A 17,964-nucleotide genomic window follows, 5' to 3' on the forward strand; every position below is an offset into this window, starting at 1 on the left:
ATGGTGCCATGGACTTGAGGCCGTACGTCGAGAACCTGCGTAACGAGTTCGCCGTGGCAGCCGAGGGCGTGGACCCGGAGGGGCGGGTGCTCGCCGAACGGCTCTTCACCCAGCTCGAAGCGGCGACCCACCTCACGCTGCTCGAGGCGCTGTCCGACGCGGCCGACGAGATCACCCGCGATCTCGCCCCCGGGTCGGTGCACGTCCGGCTGCGCGGGCGGGAGCCCGACTTCGTGGTGGCGCCCGCCACCCCACCCACCGACCGGCCGGCGGAGGTCGACCAGACACCACCGGCCCCGGCGCCCCTGCTGCCACCCGAGGGCGACGAGGGTGGCACCTCCCGGATCAACCTCCGCCTTCCCGACCATCTCAAGGCCAGCGTCGACGAGGCCGCGAGTCGTGCCGGCCTTTCCGTCAACGCCTGGCTGGTGCGCGCCGTCGCCGGCGCCGTCGGAGCCGGTGGCCCCGACCGTCAACCGCCGCGCCGGCCGGAACCCCCGAGGTCCGGCCAGCACGTCACCGGCTGGGCGCGCTGACCCGCGCGCCTGCCCGCACCCTCCTTTTCCGCCTCCGCTGACACCCTCCCGGGAGACCACCATGCCTGTTTTCGACACACCAGAACCGATCTCCGTCCAGGTCGAGATGCCCATCGGGGACGCCTGGATCGCCGCGACCGACCGCGCCGACACGGTGGTACGGGTGCGACCCCGCGACCCGTCGAGCAAGGCCGACGTGAACGCGGCCGAGCAGACCACCGTCGACTTCGCCGCCGGGCAGCTGCGCATCCGGGTGCCGAAGAGCTGGCGTCGCTACGGCTTCGGCTCGGGGCCGTCGGTCGACGTCCTGATCGAGGTGCCCAGCGGCACGCGGCTGCACGCCGAGGCGGCGTGGGCGGCCTTCCGTGGGGAGGGACGGCTCGGTGAGTGCCGCATCAAGACCGGCAGCGCGATCCGGCTGGAGGAGACCGGGCCGTTGGAGATCGACAGCAGCCACGGCGAGGTCCTGGTGGAGCGTGTCACCGGTTCGGCCCGGGTGAAGGCGTCGTCCGGCAAGGTGCGCCTGGGCGCGGTCGACGGCACCGCGGAGATCAAGAACTCCTCCGGTGACTGCTGGATCGGCCGCAGCGGAGGCGACGTCCGGATCAACACCGCGTACGGCGACATCACCGTCGACGCGTCGACCGGCTCCGTGGCCGCGCGCACCGCGTACGGCAACGTGCGGCTGGGCGAGGTCGTGCGCGGGTCGATCGAGTCACAGACCTCCTACGGCGCGATCGAGGTGGGCGTCCGACGCGGCACCGCCGCCTGGCTCGACGTCAGCTCCCGACACGGTCGCGTCCACAACGCCCTCGAAACGACCGACAGCCCGGCCGAGACCGACGAGACGGTCGAGATCCGCGCCAACACCTCCTACGGCGACATCACCATCCGCCGCGCCTGACGCACCCCGATCCCACCACGAATGAGGAGCCCATGACCGGCGGCAGCAAACCCGCGATCGTCACCACCGAGCTGCGCAAGTCCTACGGCGGCACGGTCGTGCTCGACGGCATCGACCTGATGATCACCGAGGGAACGATCTTCGCGCTGCTCGGCCCCAACGGGGCCGGCAAGACCACGACCGTGCAGATCCTCTCCACCCTCATCCCGGCCGACGGCGGCCACGCCCGTGTCCTCGGACACGACGTGGCCCGCGACGCCGACGCCGTACGCGCGCTGATCGGCGTCACCGGCCAGTTCTCCGCAGTGGACAGCCTGCTCACCGGCCGGGAGAACCTGCGCCTCATGGCCGACCTGTGTCACCTGGACCGCGCAGCGGGTCGCCGCCGGATCGGCGACCTGCTCGACCAGTTCGACCTGACCGAGGCGGCGGACAAGCCGGCCGCGACGTACTCCGGCGGGATGCGCCGTCGGCTCGACCTCGCGATGACACTCGTCGGCGACCCGCGCGTCATCTTCCTGGACGAGCCGACGACCGGGCTGGATCCGCGCAGTCGCCGCGCGATGTGGCACATCATCAAGGCGCTGGCCGCCGAGGGCGTCACCATCCTGCTGACGACCCAGTACCTGGAAGAGGCCGACCAGCTCGCCGACCGCGTCGCCTTCCTCGACCACGGCCGACTGATCGCCGAGGGCACCCCGCACGAGCTCAAGCGGCTCATCCCGGGCGGTCACGTCGTGCTGAGCTTCGCCGACCAGGACGAACTCGACTCGGCGGCCCGGACGTTCACGGCGGCCACCCGGGACGACGCCGCGCTGACCCTCCAGGTGCCGAGCGACGGCGGGGTCGGTTCGCTGCGGTCCCTCCTGGACGACCTCGACCGGGGCGCCATCACCGTGGCCGGTCTCGCCGTGCACACCCCCGACCTCGACGACGTCTTCCTCGCCCTCACCGGCCAACCCGACGCCCGCTCCCGCCACGAAAGGGCCTCTGCGCGATGAGCACCCTCACCCTCGCCCTGCGCGACTCCAACACCATGCTGCGGCGCAACCTCCTGCACATGCGCCGCTACCCGTCGCTGACCCTGATGCTCGTCGGCATCCCGGTCATCCTCCTGCTGCTCTTCGTGTACGTCTTCGGCGGCACGCTCGGCGCCGGCCTCGGTCCGACCGGCGGCCGGGCCGAGTACGCCAACTACGTCACCCCCGGCATCCTGCTCATCACGGTGGCCAGCGCGGCGCAGGGCACCGCGATCTCGGTCGCCATGGACATGGCCGAGGGCATCATCGCCCGTTTCCGTACGATGGCGATCTTCCGACCGTCCGTTCTCACCGGTCACGTCGTGGGCAGCGTGTGCCAGACGATGGTCAGCCTGGCGGCCGTCACCGGCGCGGCGCTGCTCGTCGGGTTCCGCCCCACCGCCAACACCGTCGAGTGGCTCGCCGCGATCGGCGTGCTGACCATGGTCACCGTCGCCGTCACCTGGCTGTCGGTCGCCCTGGGCCTGGTCACGAGGAGCGTCGAGACGGCCAGCAACCTGCCCATGCCGCTGGTGCTGCTGCCGTTCCTCGGCAGCGGGTTCGTCCCCACCGACTCGATGCCGACGCCGGTACGCCTGTTCGCCGACTACCAGCCCTTCACCCCGGTCATGGAGACCCTCCGTGGCCTGCTGCTCGGCAGTGGGATCGGCGCGAACGGGGTCCTCGCGGTCGCCTGGTGCGCCGTCATCACGGTCGGCTGCTTCTGCTGGGCCAGGGCGCTCTACAACCGTCCTCGGACGGCCTGACCCGACGACCCGGACGGCCCGGCCCCGATCGGGCCGGGCCGTCGGCTGTCGGCGTCACCGAGCGGTCGCTGCGCGCGCTGACGGGTGCGTGGTCTCCGGCCCGGCCGGCGGGGCCCGAACCGGCTCGCCGTGTAGCCGATGTAGCGGTTGTTCGGTCGCTCGGACGGCGCCGCACCGCCGACCGAGTCGGGTCGGCGCCGGCATGGAGGACTTGTCAACCCGGCCCACCGACCTGGCCCCCGCCGACTGACGAGCCACGCCCCCGCCCCCGAACGGGCCGATCATGGACTCGTGGTGCCCGGATTAGGTTGACTCAACCGCTTGGTCCCCCACCACAACTCCATGATCGACTCGTGTCGGTCGCAGTCAAGGCATCAAATGTTATCGATAACATGCCGCCCCGGCCGGCGTCCTGCCGCGGCCGTTGGCGTCGGAGTGCGGGGTCATGGAGCCCCGGACGGGCGGAAACACGTTTCTGCGGGCCTGGTCGCGCAGGGGTGGCAAGGCCGCCGATGTTATCGCTGACATCCGCGCGCGTGTGGCGGTTCGCAGCCGCAAACCTCGGGACGCGCGCGTCGCGCCGGTCCGGTATCGACGCGCCCGAGTCGGTGCTCCCTCCGCGTTCCGTTACGGAGCTGTTGCAGGTAGATGTCTTGACGAGGCTGGATGTGAGCGTTAACACTATCCCCGTTAACGGTGGAGGTGAACATGGAGCGTGTGGGCGGAGCTGCCGAAAGCTACGTCGTGGGTGTCGATTTCGGCACTCTCTCCGGGCGGGCCCTGGTGGTCCGGGTTTCTGACGGTGCCGAGCTCGGGACCGCGGTGCACGAGTACGGGGACGGGGTCATCAGCGAGACGCTGCCGGGAGGTCGGCCGCTGCCCCCGGACTGGGCGCTGCAGAATCCGGACGACTACCGCGACGTGCTGCGCCACGCCGTCCCGGCCGCGCTCTCCGCGGCCGGGGTGGACCCCGCGGCGGTGGTGGGCATCGGCATCGACTTCACCGCGTGCACCGTGCTCCCGACGCGCGCCGACGGCACCCCGCTCTGCGAGATTCCCGAGCTGCGTGACCGGCCGCACTCCTGGGTCAAGCTGTGGAAGCACCACGCCGCGCAGCCACACGCCGACCGGATCAACGCGCTGGCCCACGAGCGGGCGGAGCCGTGGATCGGCCGGTACGGCGGGAAGATCTCCGCCGAGTGGCAGTACGCCAAGGGCCTGCAGATCCTGGAGGAGGACCCGGAGATCTACGACCGGGCCGAGCGGTTCATCGAGGCCGCCGACTGGATCGTCTGGCAGCTCAGCGGCACCGAGACCCGTAACGTCTGCACCGCCGGCTACAAGGGCATCCTGCAGGACGGGCAGTATCCGTCCGAGAGCTTCCTGACCGCGCTCAACCCCGACTTCGGCGACTTCGTGGCCAAGCTCGACGGTCCGCTGCTGCCGCTCGGCGCCCGGGCCGGCACGCTCACCGCCAGCGCCTCCGCCTGGACCGGCCTGCCGGAGGGGATCGCCGTGGCGGTCGGCAACGTCGACGCGCACGTCACCGCGGCCTCCGCCCAGGCCGTACAGCCCGGTCGGCTGGTCGCCATCATGGGCACGTCCACCTGCCACGTGGTCAACGGCGAGCACCCGGCCGAGGTCGCCGGGATGTGCGGCGTGGTCGACGGCGGCATCAGCCCGGGTGCGTGGGGTTACGAGGCCGGCCAGAGCGGTGTCGGCGACATCTTCGGCTGGTTCGTCGAGCACGGCGCGCCCGCCGGGCTCGCCTCGCACGAACGCCTCACCGAGCTGGCCGCCAGCCAACCGGTCGGCGCGCACGGCCTGGTCGCGCTGGACTGGTGGAACGGCAACCGCTCGTTGCTGGTCAACCACGACCTCAGCGGGATGATCGTCGGGATGACCCTGGCCACCCGCCCGCAGGACATCTACCGGGCGCTGCTGGAAGCCACGGCGTACGGCACCAGGATGATCATCGACGCCTTCGTCGAGGCCGGGGTGCCCGTCAACGACCTGGTGATCGCGGGTGGCCTCACCAACAACAAGCTCCTGATGCAGATCTACGCCGACGTGACCAAGCGCCCGCTGAACATCATCGCGTCCGCGCAGGGGCCGGCGCTCGGCTCGGCGATCCACGCCGCCGTCGCCGCCGGGGCGTACCCGTCGATCCACGAGGCGTCCCAGGCGATGGGGCGGGTGCACGAGGCCGTCTACACGCCGGACCCGGAGCGGGCCCGCGCCTACGACGCCCTGTACGCCGAGTACCGGGCGCTGCACGACCACTTCGGTCGCGGCGGCAACGACGTCATGCTCCGCCTCCGGGCGATCCGCAACGCGGCGGTAGAGGCCGCCGTGGCCACGCACGAGGCCCCGCTGGAGGTCGTCGCATGAACGCAGAGGTGAGCCGACAGATCGCCGAGCTGCGCGAAACCGTTGCCCGCCTGCACAGCGAGCTGACCCGGTACAACCTGGTCGCCTGGACGTCCGGCAACGTCTCCGCGCGGGTTCCCGGCCAGGACCTGATGGTCATCAAGCCGAGCGGTGTGGGCTACGACGACCTCACGGCCGAGACGATGGTGGTCTGCGACCTCGACGGCGTCCTCGTCGAGGGCGACCTGGCGCCGTCCAGCGACACGGCCGCCCACGCCTACGTCTACCGCGCCATGCCCGAGGTCGGCGGCGTGGTGCACACGCACAGCTCGTACGCCAGCGCCTGGGCCGCCTGCGGCGAGGCGATCCCCTGCCACCTCACCGCGCAGGCCGACGAGTTCGGCGGGGAGATCCCGCTGGGCCCGTTCGCGCTGATCGGCGGCGACGACATCGGCAAGGGCATCGTCGCCACGCTCTCCGGGCACCGTTCGCCCGCCGTGCTCATGCGCAACCACGGCGTCTTCACCATCGGCCGGAACGCCCGCGCGGCGGTCAAGGCCGCGGTCATGTGCGAGGACGTGGCACGTACCTCGTACCTGGCGCGGACCCTCGGTCAGCCCGTGCCGATCGCGCAGGCCGACATCGACGCCCTCTACCACCGATACCAGAACGTCTACGGCCAACAACCAGTCGCACCGGCGGGCTCCTGACCGTCTCCACACGGCCCGCCGGTCTGCTCCACCGACGCACCAGCACGCACCACCCGCGTACGCCACCTCTGCTCGTCGGCGGCTGACGCGGTCCCCACCACACCCAGCCAAGGAGATCTGATGAGAAAGATGCGAACGCAGCGCGCTATCGCGGTCCTCGCCAGTGTGCTGCTCATCGGCGGCGTGGCGGCCTGCGGCAACAGCGACACCGGCGGCGGCGGGTCCAAGGACGACGGCAAGATCACTATGGGCTTCTCCCAGGTCGGCGCCGAGAGCGGATGGCGTACGGCGAACACCACCTCGATCAAGGAGTCGGCAGCCGCGGCGGGCATCGAGCTGAAGTTCGACGACGCGCAGCAGAAGCAGGAGAACCAGATCAAGGCCATCCGCAACTACATCCAGCAGAAGGTGGACGTCATCGCCTTCTCGCCGGTGGTGGAGTCCGGATGGGACACCGTGCTCAAGGAGGCCAAGGACGCCGGCATCCCGGTCATCCTGACCGACCGCTCGGTCGACTCGGCCGACAAGAGCCTCTACAAGACCTTCCTCGGCTCGGACTTCGTCAAGGAGGGCCGGCTCGCCGGCGAGTGGCTGGTGGAGCAGAAGAAGGGCGCCACGGGTCCGGTCAACATCGTCGAGCTGCAGGGCAACACCGGTGCCGCTCCGGCGAACGACCGCAAGAAGGGCTTCGGCGAGGCGATCGCCGCCAACCCGAACCTGAAGATCATCGCCTCGCAGCCGGGTGACTTCACCCGGGCGGGCGGCAAGCAGGTCATGGAGCAGTTCCTCAAGGCCAACCCGAAGATCGACGTGCTGTTCGCGCACAACGACGACATGGGTCTGGGTGCTCTCGAGGCGATCACCGCGGCCGGCAAGGTGCCGGGCAAGGACATCACCATCATCACGGTCGACGCCGTCAAGGACGGTATGCAGGCTCTCGCCGACGGGAAGTTCAACTTCATCGCGGAGTGCAGCCCGCTGCTCGGCCCACAGCTGATGGACCTCGCCAAGAAGGTCCACGCGGGTGAGACGGTGCCCGCCCGGATCGAGACCGAGGAGACCACCTTCACCCAGGAGCAGGCCAAGGAGGCTCTGCCCAACCGCAAGTACTGATCGACGAGGAGGGGTCGCCGCGCTCGCGTGGCGGCCCCGCCGCGTCGCCCCGTAAACCCGAACGGACCGGGCATGACCCGCGACGACCCGCGCCACGCCCGCCCGCGCCCAGGTGAAGGGCCGGGCGGGCGCGGTGGGAGCGCAACGGCCCATCCGCGTCGACAACCCCCAGAAGAGGTCTGATGGGATGACGGATAGCCGTCCGGTCCTGACGATGACCGGGATCAGCAAGTCCTTCCCCGGGGTGCGTGCACTCCACGACGTCAACTTCCGGCTCTTCCCCGGCGAGGTGCACGCCCTGATGGGCGAGAACGGCGCCGGCAAGTCGACCCTCATCAAGGTGCTCACCGGCGTCTACGACACCGACGAGGGCACGATCACCCTCGGCGGCGAGCCGGTGTCCTTCAGCGGGCCGATGCAGGCGACGGCCGCCGGGGTGAGCACCGTCTACCAGGAGGTCAACCTCTGCACCAACCTCTCGGTGGCGGAGAACATCTTCATCGGGCGTGAGCCACGGCTGTTCGGCGCCGTCCGTTGGGGCGAGGTCCGCCGCCGCGCCCGCGCGCTCCTGAGCCGCCTCGACCTCGACCTCGACGTCAGCGCGCCGCTGGGCTCGTACTCCCTCGCGATCCAGCAGATGGTCGCGATCGCCCGCGCGATCGACATCCAGGCCCGGGTGCTGATCCTGGACGAGCCGACGTCCAGCCTCGACGCCGGTGAGGTCGCGCAGTTGTTCCGCATCATGCGGCAGCTCCGTGACGAGGGCATCGCGATCCTGTTCGTGACGCACTTCCTCGACCAGGTCTACGAGATCGCCGACCGCATCACGGTGCTGCGCAACGGGGGGCTCGTCGGCGAGTACCTGACCGCCGAACTGCCCCAACTCGGCCTCGTCGAGAAGATGATCGGCAAGGAACTCGACGTCCTCGAAGGGATCGAGGAGCACTCGCGGCGCGACCTGGCCGCGATCGAGGAGGGCACCCCCCTGGTGGCGGTGTCGAAGCTGGGCCGGGCGGGCGCGGTCGAGCCGTTCAGCCTGACCATCCACCCCGGTGAGGTGGTGGGCCTCGCCGGCCTGCTGGGCTCCGGGCGTACCGAGGTGGCGCGGTTGTTCTTCGGCGCCGACCGGGCCGACGGTGGTCAGGTCGCGATCGACGGCACGTCGAGCAGTCTGCGTACCCCCGCGCAGGCCATCGACCAGGGCGTCGGCTTCTGCTCGGAGAACCGTCGCGCGGAGGGCATCGTCCCCGACCTGTCGGTACGCGAGAACATGATCCTCGCCATGCAGGCCGCGCGGGGCTGGCTGCGGCCCATCCCGCGCCGCCGTCAGGACGAGCTGGTCGACAAGTACGTCAAGGCGCTCAACATCCGTCCGGCGGACCCGGAGGTGCCGGTCCGCAACCTCTCCGGCGGCAACCAGCAGAAGGTGCTCCTCGCCCGCTGGCTGATCACCGAACCGCGACTGCTCATCCTGGACGAGCCGACCCGCGGTATCGACATCGGCGCGAAGACCGAGATCCAACGGCTCGTGGCGCAACTGTCCGACGGTGGGATGGCGGTGCTGTTCATCTCGGCCGAGCTGGAGGAGGTGCTGCGCCTCAGCCACAAGGTGGCGGTCATGCGGGACCGGCAGATGGTCGCGCAGCTCGCCAACAACGAGGACCTCGACGCGGAGCGCATCATGCAGACGATCGCGAGTGGATCCCAGCGGGAGGAGGCGGACCGATGAACGACACCAAGGGCCGCTATCGGACGATGATCAGTCACCGGCTGTTCTGGCCGATCGCCGTGCTGGTGGTCATGCTCGCCGCGAACACGATCTACCGGCCCGGGTTCCTGTCCATCGAGCTCAAGGACGGGCACCTGTACGGCACGCCGATCGACATCCTGCGGCTGAGCGCCCCGCTGATCCTCGTGGCGCTGGGCATGACGCTCGTCATCTCGACCGGCGGAATCGACCTGTCGGTCGGCTCGATCTGCGCGATCAGCGGTGCGGTCGCCTGCATGTACATCAGCAAGCAGTCCGACCAGAACAGCCTCGCCGTGGTGTTCACCGCGCTCGCGATGGCGTTCGGGATCTCGCTGGTGCTGGGGGCCTGGAACGGGGTGCTGGTGGCCGTGATCGGCATCCAACCGATCATTGCCACGCTGATCCTGATGGTGGCCGGTCGCGGCCTCGCCCAGCTGATCACCCAGGGCCAGATCATCACCATCAACTCGGGGCCGTTCCGGGCGATCGGGTTGGGTCACCTGCTGACCCTGCCGTTGGCCATCTTCATCGCGCTCGCCGCCGCCCTGCTCGTCGCCGCGTTCACCCGTCGCACCGCGCTCGGCATGATCGTCGAGTCGGTGGGTGGCAACGCCGAGGCGAGCCGACTGGCGGGCATCCGGTCCAACCGGGTCATCTTCCTCGTGTACGTGCTCAGCGCCGCCTGCGCGGCGATCGCCGGTTTCATGATGACGGCCAACGTGTCCAGCGCCGACGGCAACGCCGTCGGCCTCTGGGTGGAGCTGGACGCCATCCTCGCGGTCGTCATCGGCGGCACGTCCCTCGCCGGTGGCCGGTTCTACCTCAGTGGCACCATCCTCGGCGCGCTGATCATCCAGACCCTGACCACCACGGTGTACGCCATGAACATCTCGCCGCAGACGTCGCTGCTGTTCAAGGCGGTGGTGGTCATCGCCGTGTGCCTCATCCAGGCGCCGGCCTTCCGCGCCCGGTTCAGCCGGCGCAAGCGGAGCGTCCCACCGCCGCGCCCCGTCGCCGACAAGCCGAAGGAGCAGGTGCCGGCATGACCACCGGATCGCTCACCGTCCCCCGCCGCACCCGGTTCCGGCTGCCCCGGCGGCAGGTGCCGGTGCTGGCCACGCTCGCCCTGCTGCTGGTCATGTACGGCATCGGCGTGTCCCAGTACACGGCGTTCTCGAACGTGCAGGTCATCTTCAACGTCTTCATCGACAACGGCTTCCTGCTCGTCGTCGCGGTGGGCATGACATTCGTGATCCTCACCGGCGGCATCGACCTGTCGGTCGGGTCCGTCGTCGCCATGACGGCGATGGTGTCGGCGGACCTGCTGAACAAGGGCCTGCCGGCGGCGCTCGTGCTCGTCATCGCGCTGCTCATCGGGCCGACGATCGGCCTGCTGATGGGCTGCGTCATCCATTTCTTCGACATCCAGCCGTTCATCGTCACGCTCGCCGGGATGTTCTTCGCCCGGGGCATGTGCACGTTCATCTCGGACTCGTCCATCCCGATCACGGACGGCTTCTGGACCAGGATGTCGCAGGAGCGGATCGGTGATCCCCGGGGCAACTTCGTCTCGATCAGTGTGCTGATCGCCTTCGCCGTGGTGCTCGTCGCCGCGTACGTGCTGGCCTACACCCGGTTGGGACGCAACGTGTACGCGATCGGCGGCAACCCGCAGTCGGCGTTGCTGATGGGCCTGCCGCTGGGGCGTACCCGGATCGCCGTCTACACGATCAGCGGGCTGTGCTCCGCGATCGGCGGGATCCTGCTGTCGTTCTACACCCTCTCCGGCGCGCCGCTGATCGCCGTCGGCATGGAGTTGGACGTCATCGCCGCCGTCGTCATCGGCGGCACGGTGCTCACGGGCGGCTCGGGTTACATTTTCGGCACCGTGCTCGGCGTGCTGGTCCTGGGTGTGATCCAGACCCTCATCACGTTCGACGGCAGCCTCAACTCCTGGTGGACCAAGATCGTGATTGGCGGCCTGCTCTTCGCGTTCATCCTCCTGCAGCGACTCATCGGAATCCGTTACAAGTGACCGCCCCTCTCGCGGAAGGCAACCCCATGGCACCACACCCCGAACCCGAGATCTGGTTCCTCACCGGCAGCCAAGGCATGTACGGCGAGGAGACGCTCCGGCAGGTCGCCGAGCAGTCCCGCCAGATCGCGGCCACGCTCGACGACTCGCCGCAGATTCCCGCCCGGGTGGTCTGGAAGCCCGTCCTGACCAACAGTGGTGAGATCCTGCAGGTGTGCCGGGAGGCCGCCGCCCAGGGCGCGATCGGGGTCATCGCCTGGATGCACACGTTCTCGCCGGCGAAGATGTGGATCGCCGGACTGGACGCGCTGCAGACGCCGCTGCTGCACCTGCACACCCAGTCGAACGTCCTGCTGCCGTGGGACGAGATCGACATGGACTTCATGAACCTGAACCAGGCCGCGCACGGCGACCGTGAGTTCGGGTACATCCAGACCCGCCTCGGCGTGGCCCGCAAGACCGTCGCGGGGCACGTCAGCGACCCGCGGGTGACCGCACGGGTCGGCGCCTGGGCCCGCGCGGCGACCGGTTGGTCGGCGATGCGGTCGCTGCGCCTCGCCCGCTTCGGCGACAACATGCGCGACGTCGCGGTGACCGAGGGCGACAAGGTCGAGGCGGAGCTGCGCTTCGGGGTGTCGGTCAACACCTACGGCGTGAACGACCTGGTCGAGGTGGTCGGCGAGGTCGCCGACGCCGACGTGGACGAGCTGGTCAAGGAGTACGGCGACACCTACCGCGTGGGCGCCGAACTGCTTCCCGGTGGCGAGCGGCACGACTCGCTGCGGTACGCCGCCCGCCTGGAGTTGGGTATGCGTGCCTTCCTGGAGGCCGGTGGCTTCCGGGCGTTCACCACGAACTTCGAGGACCTCGGCGGCCTGCGTCAGCTCCCCGGCATCGCCGTGCAGCGGCTGATGGCGGACGGTTACGGCTTCGGCGGCGAGGGCGACTGGAAGACGTCGATCCTGGTGCACACCGTGAAGGCGATGTCGGTGGGCGTTCCGGGCGGCACGTCGTTCATGGAGGACTACACCTACGACCTCACGCCGGGCCAGGAAGTGGTGCTGGGCGCCCACATGCTCGAGGTCTGCCCGACCATCGCGTCCGACGTGCCCAACGTCGAGATCCATCCGCTGAGCATCGGTGGGCGCGAGGACCCGGTACGGCTGGTGTTCGACGCCGCGCCCGGACCGGCAGTGGTGCTGGGGCTGGCGGACATGGGGGAGCGGTTCCGGCTCGTGGCCAACGAGATCGACGTCGTGCCGCCGCCGCAGCCACTGCGCCGGCTGCCGGTGGCCCGCGCCGTCTGGCGACCGCGACCGGACCTGCCGGTCTCCGCCGAGTCCTGGATCACCGCCGGTGCCCCGCACCACACCGTGCTGTCGCAGGCGGTCGGTGCCGAGGAGCTGCACGACCTGGCCGAGATGAGCCGGACCGAGCTGGTCGTCATCGACGCCGACACCAACGCGCGCCGATTCGCCGACGAGATCCGCTGGAACCAGGCCTACTACCGGCTGGCCCGCGGCTTCTGACCTGCGCCGAAGCCGTTGACGAAACGGGTGGTCCACCCCTGCCTGCGGGCCGGGGTGGGCCACCCGTTCGGGTTCGCGCCCAGGCTCTGCCGCGCGCATTAGCAGGCCCACGAGCCGGTTGTGTTACGGCTTGACTAAGAGCATGTTATCGCTCACAGTCTATAGTCAAAGTGGTCGATGTCGTTGCCTGGTCCGGCCGTGCGCGCGTCCTAACCCCTCGTCGTCGGCATCGTGCTGCCGGGACGCCCGGGGCGTGCTGTTAGCGATCACATGGCCGGGCGTGGTCAGCTCGGTGCCCCGCCCGGTGCCGCGGACGCCGACTCAGACCGCACGGTTCGCGCCAGCAGAGGAGGATCATGCTTTCCATCGGTCGGGTTCCCCGGGGTGCGCCACGTCGGCGCAACTGGCTGTCGAGATTGGCCGTCGCCGCGACGGTACTGGTGATCGGTGGCGCGGCCGCGGCGGTGGCCGCGGCGCCCGCGTCGGCGGCGACCGTCGACACCAGCGCGTGGTACGTCCTGGTGAACCGCAACAGTGGCAAGGCGCTGGACGTCTACAACCTGGCCACGAACGACGGTGCGCGCATCACGCAGTGGACGCGTAACAACGGCAACCAGCAGCAGTGGCAGTTCGTGGATTCGGGCGGCGGCTACTACCGGGTCAAGTCGCGGTTGTCAGGCAAGGTGTTGGACGTTTCCGGCCGTTCGACCGCCAATGGCGGGGCGATCGTGCAGTGGTCCGACAACAACGGCACCAACCAGCAGTTCCGCCTGGCCGACTCGGACAGTGGCTATGTGCGGTTGATCAACCGCAACAGCAACAAGGTCATGGAGGTGCAGGGCGCCTCGACCGCCGACGGTGGCAACATCGTGCAGTACGACGACTGGAACGGCGCCAACCAGCAGTGGCAGCTCGTGCGCGTCGACGGCGGGGGCAACCCCACCACGCCGCCGCCCACCACGCCGCCCCCCACCACGCCGCCACCGTCGAACGGCACGTTCTCGAACCCGGCCATCTGGCAGGACTTCGCCGACGTCGACATCATCCGGGTGGACAACGTCTACTACCTGACGTCGTCCACCATGCACTACTCGCCCGGCGCGCCGGTCCTGCGCTCGTATGACCTGGTGAACTGGGAGTACGCCGGGCACGCCGTACCCCGGCTCGACTTCGGCTCGAAGTACGACATGAGCGGCGGCAACGCGTACGTCGACGGGATCTGGGCCTCGACGTTGAACTACCGGCCGAGCAACCGCACGTACTACTGGGCCGGGTGCATCGACTTCGCGCAGACCCACATCTACACCGCGTCGGCCGTCGACGGCACCTGGACCAAGCACACCACCATCCCCAACTGCTACTACGACGCGGGCATGCTGATCGACGACAACGACACCATGTACGTGGCGTACGGCAACACCACGATCAGCGTCGCCCAGCTCTCCGCCGACGGGAAGTCCCAGGTACGCGCCCAGCAGGTGTACCAGACCCCGTCGAGCATCGGCACGCTGGAGGGCGCCCGGTTCTACAAGCGCAACGGGGCCTACTACATCTGGCTCACCCGGCCGGCCAACGGCCAGTACGTGCTGAAGTCGACCAACGGCCCGTTCGGCCCGTACGAGCAGCGTCAGGTGCTGCTCAACCTGCCCGGTCCCATCTCGGGTGGCGGCGTGCCCCACCAGGGCGGTCTCGTGCAGACCCAGAACGGCGACTGGTACTACATGTCGTTCGTCGACGCGTACCCCGGTGGTCGGATGCCGGCCCTGGCGCCGATCACCTGGACCAGCGACGGCTGGCCGGTGCTGCAGACCGTCAACGGCGCGTGGGGCAGCTCGTACCCGAAGCCGAACCTGCCGACGCCGCCGCGGGCGGTGAAGCCGCTGACGGGCACCGACACGTTCGCCGGCACCACCCTCGGCCCGCAGTGGGAGTGGAACCACAACCCGGACAACAACCGGTGGTCGGTCAACAACGGCCTGAACCTGCAGACCGCCACGGTGACCGGCGACCTGTACGCGGCACGCAACACGCTGACGCACCGGATCCAGGGCCCCACCTCGACCGCCACCATCGAGCTGGACTACTCCACGATGCGCGACGGTGACCGCACCGGCCTGGCGGTGTTGCGCAACTCGTCCGCCTGGATCGGTATCAAGCGGGACAACGGATCCACCCGCCTGGTCATGCAGAACGGTCTCACGATGGACGGCAACTGGAACACCACCAGCACCGGCAGCGAGGTGGCGAGCACCGCCGTCTCCGGTGGCCGGATCTGGTTGCGCGCCAACGCCGACATCAGACCGGGCTCGGGCCGGCAGGCGCGTTTCTCGTACAGCACCGACGGCGTCAACTTCACGTCGTTCGGCAACGCCCTGACGCTGGCGAACAACTGGCAGTTCTTCATGGGCTACCGGTTCGCCATCTTCAACCACGCGACCCAGTCGCTCGGCGGCGCGGTCACCGTCCGCCGCTTCGACCTGACCACACCGTGATGACGGTCACACAACGAGTTATCTGACCACGTCGCGACCGCACCACCCGCGCCGCCGGCGCGGACCCGCCGCCGCCCTGTTCCACGCTCTGCCCAGGAGCTTGGAGCGGGGCGGCGGCCCGTTGTCGGCCGCCTCCGCAAAGGGTGCCGGGCCCGGTGGCGGGAAGAGCTGCCGGAGCCACCTGGCGCACCTCGTGTCGTTCGTGCTCAGCGGTGCCGTGTTCGGCGGCATGGCTGGCGTAGACTGTCGGCGATCCAGCGCTGGTCACCTGCGATTCAGCACCGGCGTGGTGGCTGAGCGAGGGGGATCGGGCCGGGCCGCTCCAGTCAACGTCGACGGGCCGCGGGTCGGGTTGAAGGCGGGGGGAGTGAAATGGCCGTCCACGGTCCCGCGATGACAGATGTCGCTCGTCTGGCCGGTGTCTCCCACCAGACGGTGTCGCGGGTGCTCAACGGGCACCCCAACGTGCGCGAGCAGACCCGGTTGCGGGTGCGGGCGGCGATCGCCGAACTCGGCTACCGCCCGAACGGCGCCGCGCGCGCCCTGGTGACCGGTCGGTCGCAGGTCATCGGCGTGGTGGCCCAGAACACGACCCTCTACGGTCCGGCGTCGCTGCTGGCCGCCCTGGAGCAGACCGCCGCGGCGGAGGGCTTCGCCGTCAGCGTCGGCAGCGTACGCGACCTGGACCACCGATCCATTTCGGCCGCCGTCGAACGGCACCTGGCGCACCGGGTCGCCGGCATCGTGGTCATCGCGCCGGTCGAGTCGGCCGGCGAGGCGTTGGAGCGGTTACCCAAGGACGTTCCACTGGTGACGGTCGACGGTGACCCGCACCGGCCGGTGCCGTTGGTGACGGTCGACCAGGTGGCGGGCGCGCGGGCGGTGACACAGCATCTCCTCGACGCCGGCCACCGCACCGTCTGGCACGTGTCGGGGCCGTCCGACTGGTTCGACAGCGCCGGCCGTATCGAGGGCTGGCGGGAGGCCCTGCTGGCCGCGGGGGTCGTACCGCCGCCCCTGATGCACGGGGACTGGTCGGCGGCGTCGGGCTACCGGTGCGGGCAGATGCTCGCCCGGATGCCGGAGGTCACCGCCATCTTCACGGCGAACGACCACCTCGCCCTGGGCGTGCTGCGGGCGTTGCACGAGTTCGGGCGGAAGGTGCCGACCGAGATCAGCGTCGTGGGTTTCGACGACGTGCCGGAGGCGGCGTACTTCATTCCGCCGCTGACCACCGTCCGACCAGATTTCGACGCGGTGGCGCGGGCGAGTCTGCAGATGTTGCTGACCCAGATCGAGTCGGGCAACGGCGGGGGCGCCCTGCGGCAGACCATCGCGCCGACCCTGGTCGCCCGCGACAGCGTCGCCCCGCCGCGCGGCTGAGCGCGTCGATGCCTCGTGACCTGCGACAGCCGATCAACTGTGGGGAGGGGTTGCGCGAGGTTGTGCGCGTGGGGAAGTCTCCGTTACGAGACCGTGACACCGGTATTTCGGATCAAGTGTTGACGTGCCCTATGTGAGCGCTAACACTACCCGAAAGATGACAGGTGGCCCCGGCGGTCGGCGGGGGGAATCGGGAGAGGAGACGCCCGTGAGCAGGAAATTCCTGGTTGCTCTCGGTAGCGCGGCGTTGGCGTTGAGCCTGGCGGCGTGCAGTGGTGGAGGCGCCGGCAGCGGCGACAACACCAGCGACAAGAAGCCGGGGGACCTGACGATCGGCGTCGCGATGCCGACGCAGACCTCGGAGCGGTGGATCGCCGACGGCAACGCGGTGAAGTCGAAGCTGGAGTCCAAGGGTTACAAGGTCGACCTGCAGTACGCGGGCGACGACATCCCGACCCAGTCGCAGCAGGTCGACCAGATGATCACCCAGGGCGCGGACGTCCTGATCATCGCGGCCATCGACGGCACGGCGCTCAGCGGTCAGCTGCAGGCCGCCGCCGACGCGAAGATCCCGGTCATCTCGTACGACCGGCTCATCCGCGGCAGCAAGAACGTCGACTTCTACGTCAGCTTCGACAACTACAAGGTCGGCGTGGCGCAGGCCACCGCGCTCCTGGTCGGGCTCGGCCTGCAGAACAAGGACGGCTCGAAGGGCACGGCCAAGGGTCCGTTCAACATCGAGCTGTTCGCCGGCTCGCTGGACGACAACAACACGCAGTACTTCTTCGGCGGCGCGATGGACACCCTCAAGCCGTTCATCGACGCGGGCACGCTGACGGTGAAGTCGAAGCAGACCACCAAGGAGCAGGTGGCCACCCTGCGTTGGCAGCAGGAGACCGCGCAGAAGCGCATGGAGGACCTGCTGACCTCCAGCTACAACGACGGCTCGGTCGTCAACGGGGTTCTGTCGCCCTACGACGGCATCTCCCGGGGCATCATCACGGCCCTGCAGAACGCGGGCTACAGCGCTACCGGCAAGAAGAAGCTGCCCGTCGTGACCGGCCAGGACGCCGAGATCGCCTCGATCAAGCTGATCAACGACGGTGTGCAGAACTCGACCGTCTTCAAGGACACCCGCCTGCTGGCCGACCAGGCCGCGAACGCCGCCGAGGCGTTCCTGCAGGACAAGACGCCGCAGGCCAACGACACCGAGACGTACAACAACGGCGTCAAGGTCGTCCCGTCGTACCTGCTGCCGATCGCGACCGTCTACAAGGACGACATCAAGGCGACGCTGATCGACTCCGGCTACTGGACGGCGGAAGAGGTCGCCGCCGGTCAGGCCAAGAAGTAGGT

14 protein-coding genes are annotated in these 17,964 nt (G+C 69.5%); all 14 read left to right on the plus strand.

The features are described from left to right. Positions 1–8: 8 nt before the first annotated feature. Positions 9–536, plus strand: a complete 528-nt coding sequence (locus tag ACTFTM_RS10480; protein ID WP_449565601.1) for a hypothetical protein — start codon at positions 9–11, stop codon at positions 534–536. Positions 537–597: 61 nt separating this feature from the next. Further along, positions 598–1,440 (plus strand): DUF4097 family beta strand repeat-containing protein, encoded by an 843-nt coding sequence (locus tag ACTFTM_RS10485; protein WP_449565602.1) that lies wholly within the window; start codon positions 598–600, stop codon positions 1,438–1,440. Between the two features lie 32 nt (positions 1,441–1,472). Next, positions 1,473–2,441 carry an ATP-binding cassette domain-containing protein gene (locus ACTFTM_RS10490; RefSeq protein WP_449565603.1) on the plus strand — a complete coding sequence of 323 codons (969 nt, stop codon included), beginning with the start codon at positions 1,473–1,475 and terminating at the stop codon, positions 2,439–2,441. Continuing rightward, positions 2,438–3,226 carry an ABC transporter permease gene (locus ACTFTM_RS10495; protein ID WP_449565604.1) on the plus strand — a complete coding sequence of 263 codons (789 nt, stop codon included), beginning with the start codon at positions 2,438–2,440 and terminating at the stop codon, positions 3,224–3,226. Before ACTFTM_RS10490 ends, ACTFTM_RS10495 begins: the two co-directional genes overlap by 4 nt. Positions 3,227–3,934: 708 nt before the next feature. Further along, positions 3,935–5,617, plus strand: coding sequence for a ribulokinase (araB, locus tag ACTFTM_RS10500; protein ID WP_449565605.1), 1,683 nt, complete (start codon positions 3,935–3,937; stop codon positions 5,615–5,617). After that, positions 5,614–6,306 carry an L-ribulose-5-phosphate 4-epimerase gene (locus tag ACTFTM_RS10505; protein WP_449565606.1) on the plus strand — a complete coding sequence of 231 codons (693 nt, stop codon included), beginning with the start codon at positions 5,614–5,616 and terminating at the stop codon, positions 6,304–6,306. The genes araB and ACTFTM_RS10505 overlap by 4 nt, the downstream gene beginning before the upstream one ends. Before the next feature lie 120 nt (positions 6,307–6,426). Next, entirely contained in the window at positions 6,427–7,419 is a 993-nt protein-coding gene (locus ACTFTM_RS10510; RefSeq protein WP_421475498.1) for an ABC transporter substrate-binding protein, read from the plus strand. A gap of 187 nt (positions 7,420–7,606) precedes the next feature. Then, entirely contained in the window at positions 7,607–9,148 is a 1,542-nt protein-coding gene (locus tag ACTFTM_RS10515; RefSeq protein ID WP_449565607.1) for a sugar ABC transporter ATP-binding protein, read from the plus strand. Continuing rightward, entirely contained in the window at positions 9,145–10,215 is a 1,071-nt protein-coding gene (locus ACTFTM_RS10520) for an ABC transporter permease (protein ID WP_449565608.1), read from the plus strand. Before ACTFTM_RS10515 ends, ACTFTM_RS10520 begins: the two co-directional genes overlap by 4 nt. Next, the gene (gene yjfF / locus ACTFTM_RS10525; RefSeq protein ID WP_449565609.1) at positions 10,212–11,204 is read left to right on the plus strand and encodes a galactofuranose ABC transporter, permease protein YjfF; all 993 of its coding nucleotides are present in this window, start codon (positions 10,212–10,214) and stop codon (positions 11,202–11,204) included. Before ACTFTM_RS10520 ends, yjfF begins: the two co-directional genes overlap by 4 nt. A gap of 26 nt (positions 11,205–11,230) precedes the next feature. Then, on the plus strand, positions 11,231–12,733 hold the full coding sequence (gene araA / locus ACTFTM_RS10530; protein ID WP_449565610.1) for an L-arabinose isomerase: 1,503 nt from the start codon (positions 11,231–11,233) through the stop codon (positions 12,731–12,733). A 356-nt stretch (positions 12,734–13,089) separates the two neighbouring features. Beyond that, a complete protein-coding gene (locus ACTFTM_RS10535; RefSeq protein WP_449565611.1) occupies positions 13,090–15,225 on the plus strand; it encodes a family 43 glycosylhydrolase in 2,136 nt (711 codons plus the stop codon). A 393-nt stretch (positions 15,226–15,618) separates the two neighbouring features. After that, positions 15,619–16,608 carry a LacI family DNA-binding transcriptional regulator gene (locus tag ACTFTM_RS10540; protein WP_449565612.1) on the plus strand — a complete coding sequence of 330 codons (990 nt, stop codon included), beginning with the start codon at positions 15,619–15,621 and terminating at the stop codon, positions 16,606–16,608. A 208-nt stretch (positions 16,609–16,816) separates the two neighbouring features. Beyond that, on the plus strand, positions 16,817–17,962 hold the full coding sequence (gene chvE / locus ACTFTM_RS10545; protein WP_449565613.1) for a multiple monosaccharide ABC transporter substrate-binding protein: 1,146 nt from the start codon (positions 16,817–16,819) through the stop codon (positions 17,960–17,962). Positions 17,963–17,964: the final 2 nt, after the last annotated feature.

This window comes from Micromonospora sp. RB23 (genome assembly GCF_053585025.1).